The sequence below is a fragment of the Kocuria himachalensis genome, assembly GCF_054784195.1.
On the sequence record NZ_BAAGPL010000008.1, the window covers coordinates 129849 to 150580 of the forward strand.

Sequence of the window (20732 nt, forward strand, 5' to 3'; positions counted from 1 at the left end):
GCAAGTGACCGGACGTGCGCTGACCCAGGTGACCGTGTGCGCTGTGGCCTACCTCGCGGTCGTGGCCTGTGCGCTCACGGGAGCCATGGGCGGGACCGCGGCGGGAATCAACCCGGGGTGGGTGCTCGCCACCGGAGCGCTCACCGTGGCGGTGTCCGCCGGGTGCGGCACCTCGGTGGCCGCGGCACGGGTGAGGACCGGGCGAGCACGGGGCCGGCGATGACTGTCAGCCCCCTCATCCCCTGGATGCCGCAGGCCGCCAGCAGGCCTCGAAGGATGGGGTCGCGTGACTCGCCGTCGCCGGCCTCCTGACCCCCACCCCTTCTATCGACAGGAACAGACCATGGTGTACGACCCTGAGCGGGCTCGGCGCAATGACGCCGTCTACGCCGAGCACCAACAGGCCTTGGCCGCCGGTGAGAAGCGGGTGCTGCGCACCACGGCGACCGGGGAGCTGCACAGCTACGCCAACGACGAGATCGGCTTCACCCCGGCGCAGGCCAGGTCCAGGTGAGCACCTGGTGGGGCATGGGCATCGTGACGGCGGTGCTTGGGTTGCTGTTCGTCCTCTCCTTTTTCATCCTTCTTGGTCCGATGGCGCAGGACCGGCCACCCTACTGGGGCGCCTTGTTCGTGTCCGCTCTGGCTGGGTTCCTGACCTGGTACTGCTTCAGGTTGGCCAGGGACGAGTACCGGGCCACCCAGCTGCGCAAGGAGCGCGGCGTCCCCAAGCCCGGCATCAGCGGACACCTCCCCGGGGAGTACTCCCAATGAGCGCAGCGAGGTCCTGGCAGCGGGACTGCGCGTTCTCGGGCCGGTGGCTGACCGGGCCGCGTGCAGCAGCGCGGCAACCGTGACGGTGGGTGCTGTGACGGACGACAGCAGGGGTCAGGCACCACGCGATCTCTCCCGCCCCTGCTACTACGGCTCCACCCGGATGGAGAAGACTGTCCATGCCGACGCGAAAGAGGAGTGGGGCATGGGGCCAGTTCCGGCCGCGGTGACCACAGCACGATTCGGTCCTTCCGCTTCAGCCTGATCACCACGGTGTGCGTGTTTCTTCCGGTCACGCTGGTCTGTGCTTTCCTCGTCGTCGTTCTGCGGTTCGAGTCCCCGCTGATGGCCCTGGTCCCCCTGTTCTTCGGCCTGGTCTTCGAGCTGGGAGTCCTTCAGGGGTGCCTCGACCGCTACGAGGAGTGGCGGGCGCGGAAGGCACGGAAGCGCAAGGGCCTGCCCAAGCCCTGGTTCACCGTCCCCGACGACCACGCCTACGAGCGGTTCCTGGCCCACCCCGCACTCCACGTCCCGCTGACCTTGGAGTAATTTCCCGGAGTCCCGGATCCTGGGCGCCCAGGCGGTGAGCGCCGCCCCCCAGGCAGCACACGCGGATGACCGTCTCCGGCGCAGGCGGAAGGTCTCTCACACGACCACCGGCGCCCGGGTGCGCACCGGACGTGGTACGCCCTCCAGGTCGGCCAGCAGCCGTTGCCCGAGCACCGCCAGGGACTCGTCGGCCTCCGCAGCCCTGGCCCGCCGCAACGCCCCGTACAGGGCTACGTAGAAGCGGTTGTCGACGATCTTGCCGGTGGCCGCCCAGTGCTCGAGCATCTGCACCAGGGCGACCTCGTGGCCGCGGCCGGTGATCCGCTCGGGCGGCCCCGCCAGCACGGTCTGGTTGCGGGAATCGAGATCGGCCAGCACGTCGGCCCGCCACGTGGCGAGCATCCGATCCCGGGCGTCCTGGGAACACCGCAACGGCACCCGCAAGGACTGGTCACCGAACCGGCCCACGTCCACCGTCACCGACCGCTCGGTCCGCGCCTGGGCCGGCAGCACGAGACCGCGTACTTGCTCCCCGATCACCGGCACCTTGCCGGAGGTCTCCAAGCGCACCAGCCACCGGACCAGTGAAGCCTCGGCGGCAGAATCGGTCACCAGCCGCGGGTGGTGCCCGTGGCTGGTCACGAAGTCGCGGTAGGCCGCCGCTCGTCGCCGGTGAGGGGTGGACCCGGCGCTCCCTCGGGGAGACACCGGGCCTGCCTCTGGCCGACCGTGGCGAGGACCTTGGAGCGCTGCGCGGCACAGGTCCGCTCGGGGTTCTTGAAGTACTCGACCGCCCACTTGGACAGGGTGACCTCCCGCTCGTGGGGCGAGGCGACCCCCGGGGCCCGGCCGGTGGTGGCGATGAACGCCACCAGCCCGTTGAGCCTCCCGGCGGCGATCCGCTGCGCGTGGTGCTGGTCGGCCCGGTGGGCCCGGTAGATCAGCTCGATCTCGCGCGCCAGGCAGGACTTGGAGGCGACGGTGGCCCGCGCCCAGGTCGCCAGCGACCTCTCGTGCCGGTCCTTCGCCTCGGGCGAGGGCGGGCGCCGGCAGGTCTTGACGAACTGCTCCGGCTCCGCCGGCTTCTCCTGGTAGTTCGCCCCGGAGGTCGCCACCCGGCACTGCGTGCGGGCAGCGGCAATCCTCGCGAGTGTGGATGGATCCTGCTGCTCCTTCGCCCACTCCCACAACGCCTGCTCCCGCTCCACGCTGGTGCCCGGTGCGGTGCGACGGCGGCCGCTCATGTGCTGCGACGACGTCCCGCAGCTGCTCGAGGCTCTCGGTGGCGCTCATGCGAAGGCTGCTCATGCACACCATGTGTGCAGACCTCGTCCATGGCCGAACACGCAGCCGGGCGCCCGGAACAGAGGTCCTCAGCACGTTGCGCGGCCGCCGTCGGCCGCCCACCACCCGCGCCACCGGACCGGCAGTAGAGTCACCCCCATGGGGGATCTGCTGTACGAGTCGATGGACGCCCGCCAAGCCGCCGACGCACTCGATGACTACCTGGCGGAACGGGCTCCGGCGCTGCAACGGCTGCGTGAAACGCTGGCCGGCCACGGCCTGGAACCCGACGAGATGCTCGACGGATCGGTCTACTCCGCGTCCCCGTTGTGGGCCTGGATCAGCACCCGGGCGACAGAGCTCGGCGTGGCCCCGGACGCGCTCGCCGAGGATCCGACCCGGGACTCTTGGCCCAGCTGGGCCCGGCGCTGCAAGCTCGTGGACCCGCACCCGTCGGCGGCCACGATCGCTTTCGTCGACGGCTTCGCCTCCTACCTCGAGCTGATCATCTCCGCCGCGGCACCCCGTGCTTCCTGGCGGGTCGGCGAACACCTCATCGCCGACCACCCGCTGCACAACTACCCCGTACTGGCCACCGAGCACCACCAGATCTTCCTGCCGGCCATCCCGCTCTACAGCGTCTACCAGTCGGCCCACGGCCGCTCCCCGATGAGCGGGACCGAGATGCGCCTGCACACCCAGCGCACCATCGACGCTCTGCACGGGGAAGGCCCGGAGGCTGCGGCCATCGAGGAGCCGCTGGTCACGGTCGTCGCCGAGCTCGACTGCTTCGACGTCGGCCTCCGCGAGGACATCCCGGCCCAGCACCCGAAGGTCGTGGATGAGCTGATCGAGCAGCTGTGCGACCGCGACGGCGTCGAATCGGTCCACCGCTACGGGGACGCCGCCCTGATCGTGAACGTCCAGGAATGGGACGAGCTGCGGCTGAAGCTCTGGTGCACGATGTGGCTCCAACGCCACCTGCCGCGCTGAGCTACCGGCGTGTCCGACCGCGCCGGCCCCGCCACCTCTCGATCCACATCCCGATGATCCCGCACAGGAGAATCCCGAGCGCGGTCGCGCCCCGGTCCCACACCGTGGAGAGCAGAACGAGGTACACCCCGGCGCCCACGAGGAAGATCGCCCAGAGCACGATCTCCCGCTCGCGTTCTCGCTGCTCCGAGGTTCGCTCCCCACGATGCCGTGGACCACTCGTGCTCACGGGTTGTCCCTTCGTCTCTGACGGATGACCAACGCCAGCATCACCACGAGCGACACCGATCCGGCCAGCATCACCCAGCCGCCCCAGCTGCCCCGGAGCAGGAACACGTTGCCGCCGAGCAGCGTGACCGCTGCCAGCACGGCGATCAGCCATTCGATCCGCCTCGGCACGGACGGCTCCTCTGCCCGCTATCGCTGTGCTCGCATCCTGGCAGGCCTGCACCCGACTCGTCGTTCCCCTCTTGTGCTCCGAGCGGTGCACCGGCGCCGGCCGGTAGCGTCAGCACCATGGACGAGACTGCGCAGCGCGCCGACGAGGTGCCCGTACCGAGTCCTGGGCTGGTGCTGGTGCGCACGCTTCCTGCTGCGCTCATGCTGGCCGTCGGTATTCCGGGGTTGGCCCTGTGGGGCCTGGACGAGCAGGGCAACGCACGGTCCGACTGGTTCTTGCTCCTGCCCGGACTGCTCGTTCCAGCCGCCCTCCTTCTCCATCGACTCACGAAGGCGCCTCGGCCATATCTGTCACCGGTCACCGAGCTGGAACCGCTGAAGTGGGACCTGGCGGTTGCCGCTGAGAGCGGTCTACTTCCCCCGAGATCTCCCGCCCAGGCAGCGGCGGCCCTGGCCTGCTGGCAGGTCGAGAAGACCGTGCTGGTCGGCGCCGCTGCCGTCGGTGCGACCATCACCTGGGCTGATCGTGCGGTGTGGTTGTGGCTGGTGCTCGCAGGGCTCTGCACTGCCGCCGCCTTGGTCGCGGGCCGTCAAGCCCGCCACGGCTGGGCCTACCTGCAAGCCACGCACTCCACGGGCCGGCCGACGTCATCCGGTGGCATCAATGCCATGGGCCAAGGCTCCTCGCCCCCGGTTCGACCAGCGGATCGGTGAGGCGCAGCGGAAGCCGGCGTTCGCGGCGGTCGCGAAGACCGGGTCACTGCCGAGCACCCCGAGGTGCGGGTCGCGGTCGGTGTCGTCGTTTGCCAGAACATCGAAGGACTGGTGGTAGGTATCGCCATGGTCGTGGGTGTCGCACTCAGCGCACTGGCCGCCCCGGTCCTCCCGTGGGTGGCTTCACTGGGTGTCTCAGTGATCCTCACCGGGATCGACGCCATCCGGGCTCCCCGAGCCTGGGTCTACCTGCACGCCCTGCACACCGCCGACCGCACCGGCTGACGACCCGGCCACCACCCCCGGTCAGCGCCCGCGGCTAACGTGGAGGCCATGCCACGACGCGACACCCCCACTCCCCCGAAGCTGCGCGCCCTCCGCCTGCCCGAGCTCACCGCCGGCGACCCGTCCGTCCTACGCGCCCACGGCACCTACGAAGCGCTCACCTTCACCGACGACGACCTCACCGGGATGGACCTGACCAACGTCGGCTTCACGGACTGCTCGCTCTCCGCGCTGAACGTTCACGAGCTGGAGCTCACCAGCGCCCACATCACCGACTCGTGCCTGCACCACCTGGACATCCCCACCGTCTCGGCCGCCTACATCGAGCTGCGCGGCGTGGTGCTCGAGGACTCCCGCCTCGGGGTGCTGCAGTGCATCGAAGGCTCCTGGAACTCCGTCCACGTCCGCAACGCCAAGATCGGGTACGTGAGCCTGCGCGGAGCGAGCGTGCGCGACGTGCAGTTCACCGGCTGCGTCATCGGCGAGCTCGACCTCACCGGCGCCCAGGTGCAGCGGGTCTCCTTCGACGACACCGAGGTGGGTACCCTCGACGTCTCCGGGGCCACCCTGGCCGACGTCGACCTGCGCGCGGTGGACCTGCCGGAGATCACCGGGCTGGGCCACCTGCGCGGAGCGACGATCAACGACTTCCAGCTGCAGCAGCTGGCGCCGGCGATGGCCGCACACCTGGGCATCGACGTCGGGCGCTGAGCGAGCCTCCGGGCTGATCCGGCGGCACGCGCACTAGGGTGGCGGACATGACGAGCCGTACGCCCGCAGCCCTGACCGCCATCGCCGTGCTGCTGGCGGTCACCGCCTGCGGCCAGTCACCGGAGTCCCCATCGGACCCGGTCGACGGTCTCGCAGCCTGGGCCGCCGACACGCTTCCCATTCCTGCCGAGGGAGGCTTCTCCATGGCCGGCAGCACCGGCGCCGACGGCAGTCGCGCCACCGGTTCGACCTCCGACGTGGAGCCCGGGTGGTACGCGGTCACCATGGCGTGCGCAGCCACCGACCCGGGGACTGGCACCCAACGCTCCTCCGGTCAGATCAGGCTGAGCGGCGAGCATGGGGCCTACGGCGAAGGGGACTGCGGCGGCTCACCGGTGACCACGACGCTGCGCTTCGGAACCTCCGAGGACGCGATGCCGGAAACGGTCACGGTGGCGGCTGAAGCCGATGGTCACGAACTCTTCTGGGGTGTGTCCGCCTCCCCCACGACAGCGCCCGAATAGCCCGGTGCGAGGCAACACGGCGCTCGGCCGGCCGCACCGGTCGACGATCCGATGACCGGAGTGAGCGCGGCATACTCGTCGCTGACGTAGGTCGGCAGCTCCGCGACGTCGGCGATCTCCAACTCCACCCGGTAGGCCAGCACCTGATGCTCGCGCGTGCACCCCGGCAGCTGCGTCCCGGCGCCGGGGACGGCGTCGAGCTCCACAGTCACGTCGCTGCTGGGTCGCACGGTGAGCTCGCCGGGGTTCGGGTCCTCGTCGAAGGCGTAGTGCAACGCCCGGGCGGAGCGCACGGCGCCGGTCACCGGACCGCTGACCCGTCATGGATCAGCGGCCCGCAGAGCCCGGGGCGCGTTCACGTCACCGGTCGAACCGAGCACCTTCCGGCTTCGGCGGCAGGACTGTGAGGACGATGAGGACGATCCATCCGACGAAGGGGATCAGCCCGATCAGCAGCATCCACCCGGAGAGGTTCACGTCGTGCAGGCGCCGGACGGCGACCGCCAGCGACGGGACCAGAGTGCCGAGCGCGAAGACGAAGAGCACCAGTGACAGCACGACGCCGAGGCCGTTGAGCTCCCCGAAGGAGTCGGTGCCGACCGCGGTGACGAGCGTGTTCAGCACGAAGGAGACCAAGAAGAAGAACAGGGCGACCCACCAGTACTCGGAGCGGCTGGCGCGCCCGGAGAACTGGGCGTACTTCGCGAAGAAGCGCTTGATCGCCTCGCCGAAGCCGACATGAACCCCGGGCTGGGTGCCGGCGCGCTGCATGGTCTGCTGGTACCCGTAGGGGCCGGTCTGGTGGTACCCCGACTGCGGGTATCCCTGCTGCTGCTGGTAGCCGTAGCCGTTCGGCCCGCCGGCGTAGCTCTGCTCGCCCCCGTAGGCCGGCTGCTGCTCGGGTCCGGTCGGCTGGCTGCCGGCCGACTGGTACTGCGGGCCGCCGTGCGGATCGTTGGTGCTCAAGTGGTCCCCTTCGCAAGTTGTTCGCTTCAGCACACATCCTATGTGTCAAGGCTCTGCCCCAGTCGGCACTGCCGCACACATGGGGTCCACGAGCACCTCGACCAACGACAGGGCGCCGCTGAGCGCCGGAATGACCACGCCGATGACCGTAGGCGTCCTGCGCGCGATGGACCTGTCCCACCCGGACGCGGTCTGCACGCTCACCTACGACCGCCGGGGCCCTGAGAAAGGATTGTCGGGCCCCAGCGGTAGCCTCGACACCATGAGGATTCCCCCCGCCTCTCCCCCAGACCTGCAGGGCCCGACCACCTCCACCCCGCGGTTCGAGTCCGCCCGCCGCAACTTCCAGTACGCCCGCCACGAGCTCACCGCCGCCGCGCTGGAGGAGCTGGTGCTCCGGGTCCGCATCCGGCATCCGGACGCCGCCCGGCTGGTGTTCTTCTGCGACGACGTCGAGGACGAGATCTCCCTGGCCGAGATCACCGACGGCGCCGGCCGCTCGTTGGGCGCCGACGGGCCGCTGCTGGACGACCGGACCGCGGCCCAGATGCTCGGCAACCTCCACGGGCCTGATCTCGCGTCCCTGCCCGGTGTCGAGCATGACCGGCTCGAGATGACCTTCGCCGTGGAGATCGACGCGCCCACCCGAAGTGTCGCGCGATGAGCCCTGACGTGAGCCTGCCGCCCAGACCGGAGACACCGGTGCCGGCGGTCGCCGCGATGACGGGGCTGTGGGCGGTCGTCCGCACCGTGACGCTGCCGCTGCTGCTCCGGTTCCTCGGGCTGTGACCCGGGGGGGGGCGGCGCCGTGTCCATCCTGCGGCGGCTCAGCATCCGGAGTCATGATTGGCAGCCACGCTCTCAAGGATCTGCTCCCGCTCGTCGGCGGTCAGGGCCGAGTCGGTGTGCTCGACGACGATCGACCCGGGGTACCGCATGTCCACCGGACCGGCCACGGACATCCCGTCCTCAGCGACCACCGACGGTGCCGGCCACGCGCTGGGCACACACGGGCCGCTGCTGGACGACTGGATCACCGCCCGAGTGCTCGGCAACATCCGCGGACGCGATCCGGCGTCCCTGCCCGGGATGACACTCGATCGAATCACGATGTCCTTTGCCGTGGAGATCGACGCGCTCCGCAGTGGTCGTGGCATTCGCGTCGAGCTCCACTCCGACGATGTGGTCCTCCGGGACCAGGATCCGCGCCCTCTCGTCCCAGCCGCCGGGCCCGGCGCACGGGTCCAGGGCAACGGGGTGGGACGAGAACGGCACGGTGGCGGCTGGGGCGAGAGTCCTCATGGGATCCAAGTGTGCGGAGAGGGCGAAGTCGGCGCGCGTGCTTTTGTCCACTGGTCGGGCGCCCAGGCTGGGAAGGATGTGCTTGGCGGCCATACGCTCGTACGTGGCCCGCGTGCCGGATTCCACGCCCGTCAATGCCTGGATGTGGCCCGTGACGACATCGGCGAGCTTCGGGGTTCGGGAACGGAGCTCGGCGGCGGACCGGCCGGCCAGACGGAAGGAACTGCCGTGGGCATCGAGGAAGTCCTCGAGCATCACGGCCTCGCGCTGGTCGTCGACGGTGCGTGAGGTCTGCTTGCCGGTGTCCGGATCGCGCCACGGCACCGCCCCGGTCAACGAACCATTCTGGTGCGCACGCGCTCCGATGCCGGCCATGCACACGACAGAGCCCCGCCGTCGACAGGATCTGTTCTCCTGTCGACGGCGGGGCTCCCGTCTCCGGCCTGACCAGGCCGTTTCCTGTGCGCGAGGGGGGACTTGAACCCCCACCCTCTAATACGAGGACTAGCACCTCAAGCTAGCGCGTCTGCCTATTCCGCCACCCGCGCGAGTGGATCCAAGGAGAACGTCGTGCCGTTTCCGGCCGCCCTTCCTGAACGCAACAGAAAATAAGGTACCACATGCACGCCCGCCGTTCACATCGGCGCCGCTGCCCCGGAGGTAGCTGGGACGCCGACAGAAGATTGGATGAAAACTCGTCGGTAAGGGCGCTTACCACTTCCACGGGGTTCCGGAATGCGGTTCAATAGGAGCAGAGCATCTCCTGGATTCCCCAGCTGACCTGGGACGATGCTCCTTCGAGAGCCGCGTTGGCGCTGCCGGGGTGCCCCCGTCCCCACCGGCGCCATGGGCTCTCGAGGTGGCCGGGGACCCCCCTCACCTGTGCCGGCGGCGGCCGCCGCCGACCCGTGCTCCCACGGGCCCACGGTGGCCGCCGCCTCTCCCGCGCGGCACCGACGACCTCGGGCCGCCGGCGCCGCCGGGATTCACAGGCGGGATTCACAGGACGGAGCGGTAGACCTCCAGGGTCCGCTCGGCGATGGACTCCCAGGCGAAGTGCTCCTCGGCGCGCCGCCGACCGGCCGCACCCATCTCCCGGGCGCGCACCGGGTCGGAGACCACCTCGGTCAGCGCGGCGGCGAAGTCGGCGACGAACTTCTCGGGGTCGAGCGGCGTGCCGGTGCCGTCCTGGGCCTGCTCGATGGCGACCAGCCGGCCGGTCTCCCCGTCCACGACGACCTCGGGAATACCGCCCGTGGCCGAGGCCACCACGGCGGTGCCGCAGGCCATGGCCTCGAGGTTGACGATCCCGAGCGGCTCGTACACGGACGGGCAGGCGAAGGCCGTGGCGCCGGAGAGGATCTGGACGATCTCACGGCGGGGCAGCATCTTCTCGATGAGCACCACCCCGGACCGGGTGGCCTTCAGTTCGTCGATGAGCGCGTTGACCTCGGCTCCGAGCTCCGGGGTGTCGGCGGCGCCGGCGCACAGCACGAGCTGGACGTCCTCGGGCAGCCGGGCCGCGGCGCGCAGCAGGAACGGCACGCCCTTCTGCCGGGTGACACGGCCCACGAACGCCACGGAGGGCTTGGCCGGGTCGATGCCGTAGGACTCGAGCACGTCGGTGCCCTCGTCGGGCACCCACTGGCTGACGTCGATGCCGTTGTGCACCGTCCGGACCCGGTCGGGGTCGACGTCCGGATAGGACCGGAGGATGTCCTGGCGCATCCCGTCGGAGACGGCGACGATCGCCGCGGCCGCCTCGTAGGCGGTCTTCTCCACGAAGGAGGAGACCGCGTACCCGCCACCGAGCTGCTCGGCCTTCCACGGGCGCAGGGGCTCGAGGGAGTGCGCGGAGAGGACGTGCGGGATGCCGTACATCAGCGACGCGAGGTGCCCGCCCATGTTGGCGTACCAGGTGTGGGAGTGCACCAGGTCGGCGCCGGCGATGTCTTCGATCATGGCCAGGTCCACCCCCAGCGTCTGGATCGCGGCGTTGGCGCCGGCCAGGTCCGCGGGCACGGGGTAGGCCTGCACCTCGACGCCGTTGACCCGGGGTTCTCGCGGAGCACCGAAGCACCGCACCCTCAGGTCGACGAGCGGGGCCAGGACCCGCGAGAGCTCGGACACGTGGACTCCGGCGCCGCCGTAGATCTCGGGCGGGAATTCCTTGGACAAGATATCTACTCGCACGGTTCCGAGCGTACTGCAGGATCGGCACGGCGCCACGGGAAGACGCCCACCGGGGGCCGTGCGCGCCGCTCCGGGAGACACATCCGGACTCCTGTGCGGTCGGTCACTCGCCTTCGCGGCTGTTAAGACACAATGAAGGCGCCTGTCGAGTGGTTCCGCACCGCGAGGCGGAGTTGTTGCGCCCGATTGCCGAAGATGTCAGAGAGGTTCCCATGCCCCACCGTAAGAAGGTTCTCGCGATCGTCCTGGCCGGAGGCGAGGGCAAGCGCCTGATGCCGCTCACCGAGGACCGCGCCAAGCCCGCGGTGCCCTTCGCGGGCGGCTACCGGCTGATCGACTTCGCGCTGTCCAACATCGTGAACTCCGGCTATCTCCAGGTCGTGGTGCTCACGCAGTACAAGTCGCACTCCCTGGACCAGCACGTCACCCAGACCTGGCGCCTCTCCGCCCAGCTGGGCAACTACGTGGTCACCGTGCCGGCCCAGCAGCGGCGCGGCAAGGAGTGGTTCCTGGGCTCCGCCAACGCCATCTTCCAGTCGATGAACCTCATCGACGACGAGAAGCCGGACATCGTGGTCGTGGTCGGCGCGGACCACGTGTACCGGATGGACTTCTCCGACATGGTGGACTTCCACGTGCGGTCCGGGGCCCGCGCCACCGTGGCGGGCGTGCGCCAGCCGATGGAGATGGTGACGTCCTTCGGCGTGATCGAGACGGACCCGCAGGACGTCACGAAGATCACCCGCTTCGTGGAGAAGCCCGAGAGCACGGCTCCCCTGCCGGACGACCCCAACGCCTTCTTCGCCTCGATGGGCAACTACGTGTTCGACACGGACGCGCTCGTCGAGGCCCTCCGGGCCGACGAGGCGAAGGAGGACACGAGCCACGACATGGGCGGGGACATCATGCCGTGGTTCGCGGACCGCGGCGAGGCCGCCGTCTACGACTTCACGAACAACGACGTCCCGGGCTCCACGGACCGTGACCGGCAGTACTGGCGCGACGTCGGCACCCTGGACTCGTACTACGACTCCCACATGGACCTGATCCGCCCGCTGCCGGTGTTCAACCTGTACAACTACGCGTGGCCGCTCTACACCAACGAGATGCAGGCCCCGCCGGCGAAGCTCGTGCGCGGTCCGCACGGGGAGGGCGGCATCGCGACGGACTCGATCCTCTCGCGCGGCGTCCTGGTCACCGGCGGGCGTGTGACTGAGTCGGTCCTCTCCCCCAAGGTGCTGGTCAACAACGACGCCACCGTCAACCAGTCGATCCTGCTGCCCAACGTGCAGATCGGCGAGGGGGCCGTGGTCGACCGGTGCATCCTCGACAAGAACGTGGTGGTGCCCCCGGGCGTGAAGGTCGGCGTGGACGCGGAGCAGGACCGCGCCCGGGGCCTGACGGTGACGCCCTCCGGGCTGACGGTCGCCCCGAAGAACTTCCGCTTCGAGAGCTAGGCATTCCACCCGTCGCGGCGGGGCCGCCCACCCGGGACGGTGGGCGGCCCCGCCGTCGTCATGCGGTCTGCGTGACCTCGACCTGGACCTGGAGTCCCGAGGTGCCGCCGCCGCCGGTGACCATGCCCTTCAGCGGCGTGACGTCGGTGTAGTCGCGGCCCCGGGCCACCGTGACGTGGAAGTCCGTGAGCCGCGTGTGGTTGGTGGGGTCGTAGGCGTACCAGCGGTCGTTCCACCACTCCACCCACGCGTGGGACTCCCCCGGCACGGTCGCCCCGATGCCCGCCTCGTAGTCCGGGTGCAGGTAGCCGGAGACGTAGCGGGCGGGGATCCCGATGTGCCGCATCATGCCGATGGCCACGTGCGCGAGGTCCTGGCACACGCCCTTGGCCTCCCGCCAGGCGGCCTCCGCGTCGGTGTGGACCCCGGTGACCCCCGGCACGTACTGCATGTGCGAGGCGATGCCCTGGAAGATCGCGGCGGCCGCGGCGGCCGGATCGGCCGTCTCCTTGCGGATCTCCTCGGCGACCTTCTCCAGCTCGGGCCCGAGCCGGGTGAGCGGGGTCTGGGGCACGAAGTCGGAGACCGCGTCGAGGACCTCGGGGGTCGCCAGCTCCTCCCAGCTCAGCCCGTCCGCGACCTCGTCGCCGGGCCGCCGGTGCACCTCCACCGTGGCCGAGGAGCGGACCTCGAGGTGCCGGTGCCGGCCCTGGATGTCGAAGGCCGCGACGCGGGTGCCCCAGTAGTCCCGGTAGTTGCTGACCGTGGCGGTCCCCGGGCTCAGCGTCAGCTCCGCCTCGAGCACGATCTGCTCGTCGTCGGACAGGGGCGTCATCCGGGCCTCGTTGTAGGACTTCGAGACGTTGTCGTTGTAGTCGTAGCGGGTGACGTGGTCGATCTTGAGCCGGGTCACAGCATGCCTCCGAACCAGGACGCCTCGACGGCGTGCGAGAAGTACTTGGTGCTCACGGCCTCCGACGCCCTCGCGCACGCGGCCTGGACGTTGTTCAGGTGCTCGGGCAGCACCGCGATGAGGTCCTCCGCGTGGTGGAACTCCAGGGCCGTGCGCGCCTCGCCGACGATGCGGCGGGCGTCGTCCTTGAACCCGACCCGCTGCAGACCGGGCTCCAGGCCCACGAGGATCTCCTCCGCCGTGGTGAGCGCGTGCAGGATCGAGCGCGGGAAGAGCCGGTCCAGGAGCAGGAACTCGGTCGCGGACTCGTCGCTGAACGTGCCGTACCGGGTGCGCAGGAAGGCCTCGTAGCCGCCGGCGCAGTGCAGGATCGACACCCACGACATGCCGGACGTGGACGTGGACCGGGTCCACAGCAGCCGGGACGTCATGTCCGCCCGCTCGATCGCCGCGCCCAGGGACAGGAACATCCAGGACTCGTCGTGGGACATGGTCATCTGGGTCTGCCCGCGCACGGTCGCCATCCGCTCGATGGTCCAGTGGCAGACGCGGAAGGTGCCGACGACGTCGCGGCGGTGCTGGCCCAGACCGTAGTAGGTGGAGTTGAGCGACTCCCACATGGCCGAGGACACGGTCTCCCGGGCGCGGCGGGCGTTCTCGCGGGCGGCGTGCAGGGAGCCCGAGATGGAGGTCAGGCAGTCCCTGTTCCACGCGAGCTCCTGGATCATCGACCGGACGCTGTAGTCGCCGTCCCCGGGCTCCACGCCCATCACCGCCATGATGCGGCGCACCTCGGCCTCCTGCTCGCCCACGGGCAGCTGGGTGATGCGCTCCAGGTGGACGTCGAGGATCCGCGCCACCCCGTCGGCCCGCTCGACGTAGCGGCCGATCCAGAACAGGGACTCGGCAATGCGGCTCAGCATGTGGGCCCCTCTCCGGTGCGGGTCGTCGCGGGGGTGTCCGCGGTGGTGGTCACGGAGGTGGTGGTCACGGCGCCCGGGCGGGACGCGGCCTGCTGCTGCTGCTGCTGCTGGCCGCTGTCGCCCTCGTCCTGCCAGGACGCGGAGACCGGCCACGTGTGCACCGAGGAGTCGACGTCCGGGGGCGGGGCCTGCCCGGGGTCCAGGTCCTGGGTCTGCGGCTGGCCGAGCACCCAGGTGTCCTTCGAGCCGCCGCCCTGGGACGAGTTGACGATCAGCGAGCCCTTCTGCATGGCCACGCGGGTCAGCCCGCCGGGCAGGACGTAGACGTCGTCGCCGCTGTTGACCGCGAAGGGCCGCAGGTCCACGTGCCGGGGACTGAACTCCCCGTCCGCGAACGTCGGCACGGTGGACAGCTGCAGCACCGGCTGGGCGATCCACCCGCGCGGGTCGGCGAGCACCTTCGCCCGCAGCTCCTGGAGCTCCGCCGCGCTGGCCTGCGGGCCGATGACCAGGCCCTTGCCGCCGGACCCGTCCACGGGCTTGACCACCAGCTCGTCCAGGTGCTCCAGGACCCAGGCCCGGGCCTCGTCCTCCTCCAGCCGGTAGGTGTCCACGTTGGGCAGCACCGGCTCCTCGTCGAGGTAGTACCGGATGAGGTCGGGGACGTAGGAGTAGGTGAGCTTGTCGTCGGCCACGCCGTTGCCGATCGCGTTGGCGATGGTGACGTTCCCGGCCCGGGCCGCGTTGACCAGCCCGGAGCAGCCCAGCGCGGAGTCCGAGCGGAAGTGCAGGGGGTCGATGAACTCGTCGTCGATCCGCTTGTAGATCACGTCCACGCGCTGCTCGCCGTCGGTGGTCCGCATGTAGACCTTGTCGCCGCGGACCACGAGGTCCCGGCCCTCCACGAGCTCCACGCCCATGAGCCCGGCCAGCAGGGTGTGCTCGAAGTAGGCGGAGTTGAACACGCCCGGGGTGAGGACCACCACCGTGGGGTCCTCGGCCGTCTCCGGGGCCGTGGCGCGCAGCGCCTTGTAGAGGTGCCGGGGATAGGCCTCCACGGCTCGGATCGGCTGGGACATGAAGGCCTCCGGCAGGCCCTTGGTCATGGCCCGCCGGTTCTCGATGACGTAGGAGACCCCGGAGGGCACGCGCACGTTGTCCTCGAGCACCCGGAACACGCCCTGCTGGTCCCGGACCACGTCGATGCCCGCCACGTGGATCCGGACGCCGCCAGCGGGCCGGAAGCCCCACACGCCCCGGTGGAAGTGGGCGGAGGAGGTGATCAGCGCCTTCGGCACGATCCCGTCGGCCACGACCCGCTGCTCGCCGTAGACGTCGTCCAGGAAGCACTCCAGGGCCCGGACCCGCTGCTTCACGCCGCGCTCGATGACGTCCCACTCGCCGGCGGTGATCACCCGGGGCACGATGTCGAGCGGGAAGGGACGCTCCTCCCCCGCGAAGTCGAAGGTCACGCCCCGGTCCAGGAAGGAGCGGGCCATGGAGTCGGCGCGGGTGTTGACGTCGCTGAGCGACAGGTCGTCGAGGACCCCGCCGATGCGGTCGTAGCCGGGACGGATCTGCCGGTCCGCCGTGTACATCTCGTCGTAGGCCGCCGCCACGGCCATGTCGGCGGCGTAGTTCTCGAACAGGTCGGACATGTCGGGCGATCACAGGCCTTTCGGGGTGGGGGCGGGCAGTACGTGCAGTATGGACGGGCCGTATTTCGCAGCGGTAACCCGGGGGCCGAGGCTCCTCCCGATTGTGTCACGCGCCGTGCGCCCGACCGCGGGAGGACGTGCCCCTACGATGGGAGGGCGTGTCCGCCGGTGGCGGGCACGCGGCCGCGTCCGCCCCCGGGGCGCGGAAGGACCCGACGGAAGGACACGATGGACGCCCGGGACCCCCAGCGCCGCGTCACGGTGGTCGTGGCCACCCGCAACCGCCGGGAGGAGCTCGTGGCGCACCTGGGCCGGCACGAGGGGCCCGTCGTCGTCGTGGACAACGCCTCCACGGACGGCTCCGCCGAGGCGGTGCGCGCCGCCCACCCCCACGTGCAGGTGGTGGAGCTGCCCCGCAACGTGGGGGCCGTGGCCCGGACCGTCGGCGTCCGGCTCGCCCGCACCCCCTACGTGGCCTTCGCCGACGACGACTCGTGGTGGGCCCCCGGGGCGCTCTCCCGCGCCGCGGCCGTCTTCGACGCCCATCCCCGGCTCGGCCTGATCGCCGGGTCCATCGCCGTGGGCCCCGAGGAGCGCCCGGATCCGCTCAACGCCGTGCTGGCCGCGTCCCCGCTGGGCATCCCGACCGGGTGCCCCGGCCCGGCCCTGCTCGGCTTCGTGGGCTGCGGGGCGATCGTGCGCCGCTCGGCGTTCCTGGCGGCCGGCGGCTTCGACGACGTCGTGCGCTTCCCCGGCGAGGAGGAGCGCCTCGCCCTCGACCTGTTCGACGCCGGGTGGCGGCTGTCCTACGTGCCGCAGATCCGCGCCCACCACCACCCCTCGCCGCGGCGCGGCACGGACGAGCGCCGGCAGGCCGAGCTCGTCCGCAGCCGTCTGCTCACCGCGATCCTGCGCCGGCCCCGGCGGGTCGTGGCGCACGAGCTGCTGGGGGCCCTGCGCGGCGGCCGCACGGGGCGCCGCGGTCTGCTCGGCGCCCTCCCCCGCGTCCCGGCCGCGCTGCGCGCCCGGCACCGGGTGTCCCCGACCACGGAGGCCGCGCTCGCGCTGCTGCGCGGCCCCGCCCCGACCGACCCCGCCGCACCGGAGGAGAGCCCGTGACCGAGACCGACCCCACCCCCACGCCCGCGACGGGCCCCGACGGGCGCGTGGCGGTCGTGATGATCACCTACAACCGCCGGGACGAGGCCCTGCTGGCCCTGGCCCGGCTGCGGGAGCTCCCGGAACGACCGCACGTGGTGGTCGTCGACAACGGCTCCGAGGACGGCACGGCGGACGCGATCCGGGAGCGGCACCCCTGGGCGGAGCTCGTCGCGAGCCCCGTCAACCTCGGCGCCGTGGGCCGCAATGTCGCCCTGGAGCGCGTGGACATGCCGTTCGTGGCCTTCTGCGACGACGACACCTGGTGGGAGCCCGGGTCCCTGCGCCGGGCGGCCGACGCGCTGGAGGCCCACCCGCGGCTGGGGGTGGTCACCGGCAGGATCCTCGTGGAGCCCGGTTCTCGGGAGGACCCGATCAACGCGGAGCTGCTGCACTCGCCCGTCGAGGGCCCCGAGTGGATGCCCGGGCCTGCCCTCGGCAGCTTCCTGGCCGGGGCGTCCGTGGTCCGCCGGACGGCGTTCCGCGAAGTGGGCGGGTTCAGCGAGCGGCTGTGGCTCGGCGGCGAGGAGGAGCTGCTGGCCGCGGACCTCGCGACCGCGGGCTGGGAGCTCGTGCACCTGCCCGACGTCGTGGTCCACCACCAGGCCTCCACCGTCCGGGACCCGCACCTGCGCCGCCGCCACGGGCTGCGCAACACGCTGTGGTTCATCTGGCTGCGCCGCCCGCTCCGCGCGGCCCTGCGCCGGACCCGGGACGTGGTCGGCGCCGCCCCGCGGGACCGTGTCACGGCCCTGGCCCTGCTCGACGCCCTGCGCGGGGCGCCGTGGGTGCTGCGCGAGCGGCGGCCCCTTCCCGAGCACGTCGAGCGGCGGTTCCTGGCGCTGGAGGAGTCTCAGCGCAGCAGCGCCGCGCGCCGCTACGTGAGCTGAGCGCCCGGTCCACCGAGCGCCCGGTGGACGGAGCGCCCGGTGGACGGAGCGTCGGGTGGCCCGAGCCGCCGTCCCGGCCCGGGCCGAGTCGCCCGAGCAGCCGTCACCGCCCGGGTGCGGAGCGGCGCTGCCCGGGGCGGGCCGGTCAGCGGGCGCGCACGGCGGCCTGCGGGAGACCGGCCCCCTCCCGGAACCACTCGACCGTGCGCTCCAGCCCTTCCGCCCACGGGACCTCCGGGGCCCAGCCTAGGACCTCGGTCGCGAGCGTGGTGTCGGGGCGTCGCACCATGGGGTCGTCGACGGGACGCTCCACGAACTCGAGCCCCGAGGTTGAGCCCGTCGCGGCGATGACGTCGCGGGCGATCTGCAGCACGGACAGCTCGTGCGGGTTGCCGATGTTCATGGGACCGCCGTGGCCGCTGCCGGCCAGGGCCAGGATGCCGCGGACGAGGTCGGAGACGTAGCAGACGGAGCGCGTCTGGGCGCCGTCCCCGGCCACCGTGAGCGGCTCCCCCGCGAGGGCCTGGCGGATGAAGGTGGGGATCGCGCGGCCGTCGAAGGGCCGCATCCGGGGGCCGAAGGTGTTGAAGATCCGGACGATCGCCGTGTCCACCCCGTGCTCGGCGCGGTAGGCGACCGTCAGGGCCTCCGCGAAGCGCTTGGCCTCGTCGTAGACCCCGCGCGGGCCCACCGGGTTGACGTGACCCCAGTAGCTCTCGGGCTGCGGGTGGACCTGCGGGTCGCCGTACACCTCGGAGGTGGAGGCCAGCACGAACCGCGCGCCCTTGTCCTTGGCCAGGCCCAGGGCGTGGTGGGTGCCGATCGAGCCGACCTTCAGGGTGTGGATGGGCAGCTTGAGGTAGTCGATCGGGGACGCCGGGGACGCGAAGTGCAGGACGAGGTCCACGTCCCCGGGCACGTGCACGTAGTCGGTGACGTCGCACTGGACGAGCCGGAAGCCGGGGTCGCCCACCAGGTGCTCGATGTTGGCCGCGGAGCCGGTGAGGAAGTTGTCGAGGCACACCACCTCCACCTCCCGGCGGCGCAGCTCGGTGCACAGGTGGCTGCCGAGGAAGCCGGTCCCGCCGGTCACGACGGCGCGGCGGATCGGACGGGTGGTGCCCGCGGTGGTGGTCGCGTCGGTCGTGGGGTTCACGGTGCTCCTCGGGATCGAAGGACGGGGATCGAAGGAAAGGAATCGAAGGGCAGGGGCGCAGGTCAGGGATCAGTGGGCGGGCCCCGACGGCTCGGGGCCGGGAGCCCGCCGGGGTCAGGTGCGGGAGGCGCCCAGCTGCGCCCGGGCCGCGGCCAGGACCTCCGCCGGGCCGACGGCGGCCAGCCTCTCGTCGAGCCGGTCGCCGTGGGGGTCGCCCCACGCCCGCGCGGCCGGGTCGCCGTGCCACAGCACGGTGTGCAGGTCGGGGTCCACGGCAGGCCCCCACCAGGCCGGCGGCGTGGGGCCGAAGAGCACCACGGAGCGCACGGCCAGGGCGGTGGCCACGTGGGCCACGCCGGTGTCGGCGCTGAGCACCGCGGCGGCCGCCCCGACGGTGCGGGTCAGACCGTCCAGGTCCAGTGCGCCGCACCGGTTCTCCGCGGCGTCGATCCCCGCCACCACGGCGGCGGCGAGATCGGCCTCGGCCGGGGAGCCGGTCACCACGATCCGGTGCCCGTCCGCGGCCAGGTCCGCGGCGACCTCCCGCCAGCGCTCGGCGGGCCAGCGCCGCGCCGGGGAGGCGGCTCCGGGGTGGATCAGCACGGGGGCGTCCCCGGGCGCGGGACGGTGGTCGCGCAGGCGCAGGTCCTCGGGGCCGCACGGCCCCCCGGCGTCGGCCACCAGGCGGCACCAGCGCCGCACCTCGTGCTCGTCCTGGCGCCACGGCGGGCCGTCGTGACCGGCCTCCGGGGCGGCGAAGCCGACGAGCCGCTCGGGGCGGGACGCGAGCAGCAGCTCGTGGCTGAGCGGTCCGCGCCCGTGCAGGTTCACGGCCACGTGCCCGCCGGGGGTCGGCGGCAGCGGGACGAGCCCGGGGACCGGGAGCACGCCGTCGACGACGCCGAGCCCGGCGAGCCAGGCGCCCACGCCCGCGGGCGCGACGAGCACGATCCGGTGGTCGGGCAGCATCCGGCGCACGCCCCGCAGGGGGGCCACGGCCGTCAGGGCGTCCCCGAGCCCGAGGGCCCGCAGCACGAGCACGTCCCCCGGGCCGATCGTCGCGGGGTCCACGGCCCACCGGCCCGGAGCCGTCCCTGCCACGGCCGCGGTGGCGGGCTCAGCGCTCACGGCCGGCCTTCTGCAGGATCGCGGTGGTCGAGCGCCCCGACAGGTAGGGCAGCACGGTGACGCGGCCGCCCCAGCCGCGGACGTCGACGGCCTCGGGCAGCTGCTCGGGCGTGTAGTCCCCGCCCTTGACCCACACGTCGGGGCGGAGCAGGTTGAGGGCCGCGCGGGGATCGTCCTCGTCGAAGAGGACGACCGCGTCGACGCTGCGCAGGGCGCCCAGCACGCGGGCGCGGTCGGCCTCGCCGACCACGGGCCGGCCGTGGCCCTTGAGCCGGCGCACGGAGTCGTCCGAGTTCAGCAGCACGACGAGGGCGTCGCCGAGCCGGCGCGCGGAATCGAGGGAGGCGATGTGGCCGGCGTGCAGGACGTCGAAGCAGCCGCCGGTGGCCACCACGGTCCCGCCGCGGCCGCGCACCTCGCTCAGCAGCTCCTGCACCTCGCGGGGCAGCCGCTCGGCGCCGGGGTGCAGGACCGGCCGGGCGTGGACGCCGGCGGCGCGGCGGGTGCGGTAGGTGGCGGCGCCACCGGCCGCGACCCACTGGCCCGCGGCCTCGACGGCGGTCTCCACGGCGGCCGTCACGTGCGTCCCGCCGCCCAGGGCGAGGGCCGCCGCGGAGGCGAACCGGTCCCCCGCCCCGCAGGGGTCGGTGTTCTGCACGGGCGCCGCGGGCACCAGCTCGGTGCCGGTGGCCGTGGCCAGGTACGCGCCGTCCGCGCCGGCCGTGACGGCCACGCCGCGGGCGGCCCAGTCGAGC

General features: G+C 72.0%; 28 protein-coding genes and 1 tRNA gene. 14 read left to right on the plus strand and 15 right to left on the minus strand.

Translation table 11 applies throughout. From position 1 onward, the window contains the following. The first annotated feature begins 4 nt into the window (after positions 1 to 4). The 4 genes from ACYVM4_RS06145 to ACYVM4_RS06160 all read left to right on the plus strand — a co-directional run bounded on the left by ACYVM4_RS06145 (position 5) and on the right by ACYVM4_RS06160 (position 1323). Positions 5 to 223, plus strand: coding sequence for a hypothetical protein (locus tag ACYVM4_RS06145; protein WP_368819753.1), 219 nt, complete (start codon positions 5 to 7; stop codon positions 221 to 223). Positions 224 to 343: 120 nt separating this feature from the next. Next, positions 344 to 514, plus strand: coding sequence for a hypothetical protein (locus ACYVM4_RS06150; RefSeq protein ID WP_460667968.1), 171 nt, complete (start codon positions 344 to 346; stop codon positions 512 to 514). 14 nt (positions 515 to 528) lie between these two features. Continuing rightward, positions 529 to 774 (plus strand): hypothetical protein, encoded by a 246-nt coding sequence (locus tag ACYVM4_RS06155; RefSeq protein WP_460667969.1) that lies wholly within the window; start codon positions 529 to 531, stop codon positions 772 to 774. 279 nt (positions 775 to 1053) lie between these two features. After that, positions 1054 to 1323: a hypothetical protein gene (locus ACYVM4_RS06160; protein WP_460667970.1), complete on the plus strand. Its 270-nt coding sequence runs from the start codon at positions 1054 to 1056 to the stop codon at positions 1321 to 1323. 96 nt (positions 1324 to 1419) lie between these two features. On the opposite strand, the gene ACYVM4_RS06165 is transcribed toward ACYVM4_RS06160, so the two are convergent. Beyond that, complete coding sequence (locus ACYVM4_RS06165) at positions 1420 to 1935, minus strand: hypothetical protein (protein ID WP_460667971.1); 516 nt, start codon at positions 1933 to 1935, stop codon at positions 1420 to 1422. Positions 1936 to 1961: 26 nt separating this feature from the next. Further along, on the minus strand, positions 1962 to 2567 hold the full coding sequence (locus ACYVM4_RS06170) for a hypothetical protein (protein ID WP_460667972.1): 606 nt from the start codon (positions 2565 to 2567) through the stop codon (positions 1962 to 1964). Positions 2568 to 2766: 199 nt separating this feature from the next. On the opposite strand from ACYVM4_RS06170, the gene ACYVM4_RS06175 reads away from it, so the two are divergent. Further along, a complete protein-coding gene (locus ACYVM4_RS06175; protein WP_368819760.1) occupies positions 2767 to 3600 on the plus strand; it encodes a hypothetical protein in 834 nt (277 codons plus the stop codon). A gap of 225 nt (positions 3601 to 3825) precedes the next feature. Here ACYVM4_RS06175 and ACYVM4_RS06180 read toward each other — a convergent pair whose 3' ends face one another. After that, complete coding sequence (locus tag ACYVM4_RS06180) at positions 3826 to 3999, minus strand: hypothetical protein (protein WP_460667973.1); 174 nt, start codon at positions 3997 to 3999, stop codon at positions 3826 to 3828. 117 nt (positions 4000 to 4116) lie between these two features. Here ACYVM4_RS06180 and ACYVM4_RS06185 point away from each other — a divergent pair, with 117 nt between their 5' ends. The 4 genes from ACYVM4_RS06185 to ACYVM4_RS06200 all read left to right on the plus strand — a co-directional run bounded on the left by ACYVM4_RS06185 (position 4117) and on the right by ACYVM4_RS06200 (position 6233). After that, the gene (locus ACYVM4_RS06185; protein WP_460667974.1) at positions 4117 to 4713 is read left to right on the plus strand and encodes a hypothetical protein; all 597 of its coding nucleotides are present in this window, start codon (positions 4117 to 4119) and stop codon (positions 4711 to 4713) included. Between the two features lie 132 nt (positions 4714 to 4845). Then, entirely contained in the window at positions 4846 to 4998 is a 153-nt protein-coding gene (locus ACYVM4_RS06190) for a hypothetical protein (RefSeq protein ID WP_460667975.1), read from the plus strand. A gap of 48 nt (positions 4999 to 5046) precedes the next feature. Further along, entirely contained in the window at positions 5047 to 5709 is a 663-nt protein-coding gene (locus tag ACYVM4_RS06195; RefSeq protein WP_460667976.1) for a pentapeptide repeat-containing protein, read from the plus strand. A gap of 47 nt (positions 5710 to 5756) precedes the next feature. Beyond that, entirely contained in the window at positions 5757 to 6233 is a 477-nt protein-coding gene (locus ACYVM4_RS06200) for a hypothetical protein (protein WP_460667977.1), read from the plus strand. Here the strand turns inward: ACYVM4_RS06200 and ACYVM4_RS06205 are convergent. Further along, on the minus strand, positions 6182 to 6538 hold the full coding sequence (locus ACYVM4_RS06205) for a hypothetical protein (RefSeq protein ID WP_368819767.1): 357 nt from the start codon (positions 6536 to 6538) through the stop codon (positions 6182 to 6184). The two genes, ACYVM4_RS06200 and ACYVM4_RS06205, sit on opposite strands and share 52 nt — an antisense overlap. 55 nt (positions 6539 to 6593) lie before the next feature. After that, positions 6594 to 7199: a DUF805 domain-containing protein gene (locus ACYVM4_RS06210; RefSeq protein WP_460667978.1), complete on the minus strand. Its 606-nt coding sequence runs from the start codon at positions 7197 to 7199 to the stop codon at positions 6594 to 6596. Between the two features lie 142 nt (positions 7200 to 7341). Here ACYVM4_RS06210 and ACYVM4_RS06215 point away from each other — a divergent pair, with 142 nt between their 5' ends. Continuing rightward, positions 7342 to 7863 carry a hypothetical protein gene (locus ACYVM4_RS06215; RefSeq protein ID WP_460667979.1) on the plus strand — a complete coding sequence of 174 codons (522 nt, stop codon included), beginning with the start codon at positions 7342 to 7344 and terminating at the stop codon, positions 7861 to 7863. Then, positions 7860 to 7988: a hypothetical protein gene (locus tag ACYVM4_RS06220; protein WP_368819770.1), complete on the plus strand. Its 129-nt coding sequence runs from the start codon at positions 7860 to 7862 to the stop codon at positions 7986 to 7988. Before ACYVM4_RS06215 ends, ACYVM4_RS06220 begins: the two co-directional genes overlap by 4 nt. A 38-nt stretch (positions 7989 to 8026) precedes the next feature. Here the strand turns inward: ACYVM4_RS06220 and ACYVM4_RS06225 are convergent, their stop codons facing one another. The 4 genes from ACYVM4_RS06225 to glgA all read right to left on the minus strand — a co-directional run bounded on the left by ACYVM4_RS06225 (position 8027) and on the right by glgA (position 10694). Next, the gene (locus ACYVM4_RS06225) at positions 8027 to 8161 is read right to left on the minus strand and encodes a hypothetical protein (protein WP_460667980.1); all 135 of its coding nucleotides are present in this window, start codon (positions 8159 to 8161) and stop codon (positions 8027 to 8029) included. Between the two features lie 7 nt (positions 8162 to 8168). Continuing rightward, positions 8169 to 8876: a hypothetical protein gene (locus ACYVM4_RS06230; protein ID WP_460667981.1), complete on the minus strand. Its 708-nt coding sequence runs from the start codon at positions 8874 to 8876 to the stop codon at positions 8169 to 8171. 87 nt (positions 8877 to 8963) lie between these two features. Then, a tRNA-Leu gene (locus tag ACYVM4_RS06235) sits at positions 8964 to 9049 on the minus strand. A 451-nt stretch (positions 9050 to 9500) separates the two neighbouring features. Then, a complete protein-coding gene (gene glgA, locus ACYVM4_RS06240; protein ID WP_368819773.1) occupies positions 9501 to 10694 on the minus strand; it encodes a glycogen synthase in 1194 nt (397 codons plus the stop codon). Positions 10695 to 10906: 212 nt separating this feature from the next. Here glgA and glgC point away from each other — a divergent pair, with 212 nt between their 5' ends. Then, complete coding sequence (gene glgC / locus ACYVM4_RS06245; RefSeq protein ID WP_368819774.1) at positions 10907 to 12151, plus strand: glucose-1-phosphate adenylyltransferase; 1245 nt, start codon at positions 10907 to 10909, stop codon at positions 12149 to 12151. Positions 12152 to 12209: 58 nt separating this feature from the next. Here glgC and ACYVM4_RS06250 read toward each other — a convergent pair whose 3' ends face one another. The 3 genes from ACYVM4_RS06250 to ACYVM4_RS06260 are packed head-to-tail and all read right to left on the minus strand — an operon-like array spanning position 12210 to position 15645. Then, the gene (locus tag ACYVM4_RS06250) at positions 12210 to 13064 is read right to left on the minus strand and encodes a transglutaminase family protein (protein ID WP_368819775.1); all 855 of its coding nucleotides are present in this window, start codon (positions 13062 to 13064) and stop codon (positions 12210 to 12212) included. After that, positions 13061 to 13987, minus strand: a complete 927-nt coding sequence (locus tag ACYVM4_RS06255; RefSeq protein WP_368819776.1) for an alpha-E domain-containing protein — start codon at positions 13985 to 13987, stop codon at positions 13061 to 13063. Before ACYVM4_RS06255 ends, ACYVM4_RS06250 begins: the two co-directional genes overlap by 4 nt. Beyond that, complete coding sequence (locus tag ACYVM4_RS06260) at positions 13981 to 15645, minus strand: circularly permuted type 2 ATP-grasp protein (RefSeq protein WP_460667982.1); 1665 nt, start codon at positions 15643 to 15645, stop codon at positions 13981 to 13983. The genes ACYVM4_RS06255 and ACYVM4_RS06260 overlap by 7 nt, the downstream gene beginning before the upstream one ends. Before the next feature lie 228 nt (positions 15646 to 15873). On the opposite strand from ACYVM4_RS06260, the gene ACYVM4_RS06265 reads away from it, so the two are divergent. Continuing rightward, positions 15874 to 16764: a glycosyltransferase family 2 protein gene (locus ACYVM4_RS06265; protein ID WP_460667983.1), complete on the plus strand. Its 891-nt coding sequence runs from the start codon at positions 15874 to 15876 to the stop codon at positions 16762 to 16764. Further along, the gene (locus tag ACYVM4_RS06270) at positions 16761 to 17693 is read left to right on the plus strand and encodes a glycosyltransferase family 2 protein (RefSeq protein ID WP_460667984.1); all 933 of its coding nucleotides are present in this window, start codon (positions 16761 to 16763) and stop codon (positions 17691 to 17693) included. Before ACYVM4_RS06265 ends, ACYVM4_RS06270 begins: the two co-directional genes overlap by 4 nt. Positions 17694 to 17838: 145 nt before the next feature. Here ACYVM4_RS06270 and ACYVM4_RS06275 read toward each other — a convergent pair whose 3' ends face one another. The 3 genes from ACYVM4_RS06275 to ACYVM4_RS06285 all read right to left on the minus strand — a co-directional run. Beyond that, a complete protein-coding gene (locus tag ACYVM4_RS06275; protein ID WP_368819780.1) occupies positions 17839 to 18849 on the minus strand; it encodes a UDP-glucuronic acid decarboxylase family protein in 1011 nt (336 codons plus the stop codon). 114 nt (positions 18850 to 18963) lie between these two features. Beyond that, positions 18964 to 19977 carry a glycosyltransferase family 9 protein gene (locus ACYVM4_RS06280; RefSeq protein ID WP_460667985.1) on the minus strand — a complete coding sequence of 338 codons (1014 nt, stop codon included), beginning with the start codon at positions 19975 to 19977 and terminating at the stop codon, positions 18964 to 18966. Beyond that, positions 19967 to 20732 (minus strand): PfkB family carbohydrate kinase (locus tag ACYVM4_RS06285; protein WP_460667986.1); only part of this gene is annotated, 766 nt, incomplete at its 5' end. The genes ACYVM4_RS06285 and ACYVM4_RS06280, both read right to left, overlap by 11 nt.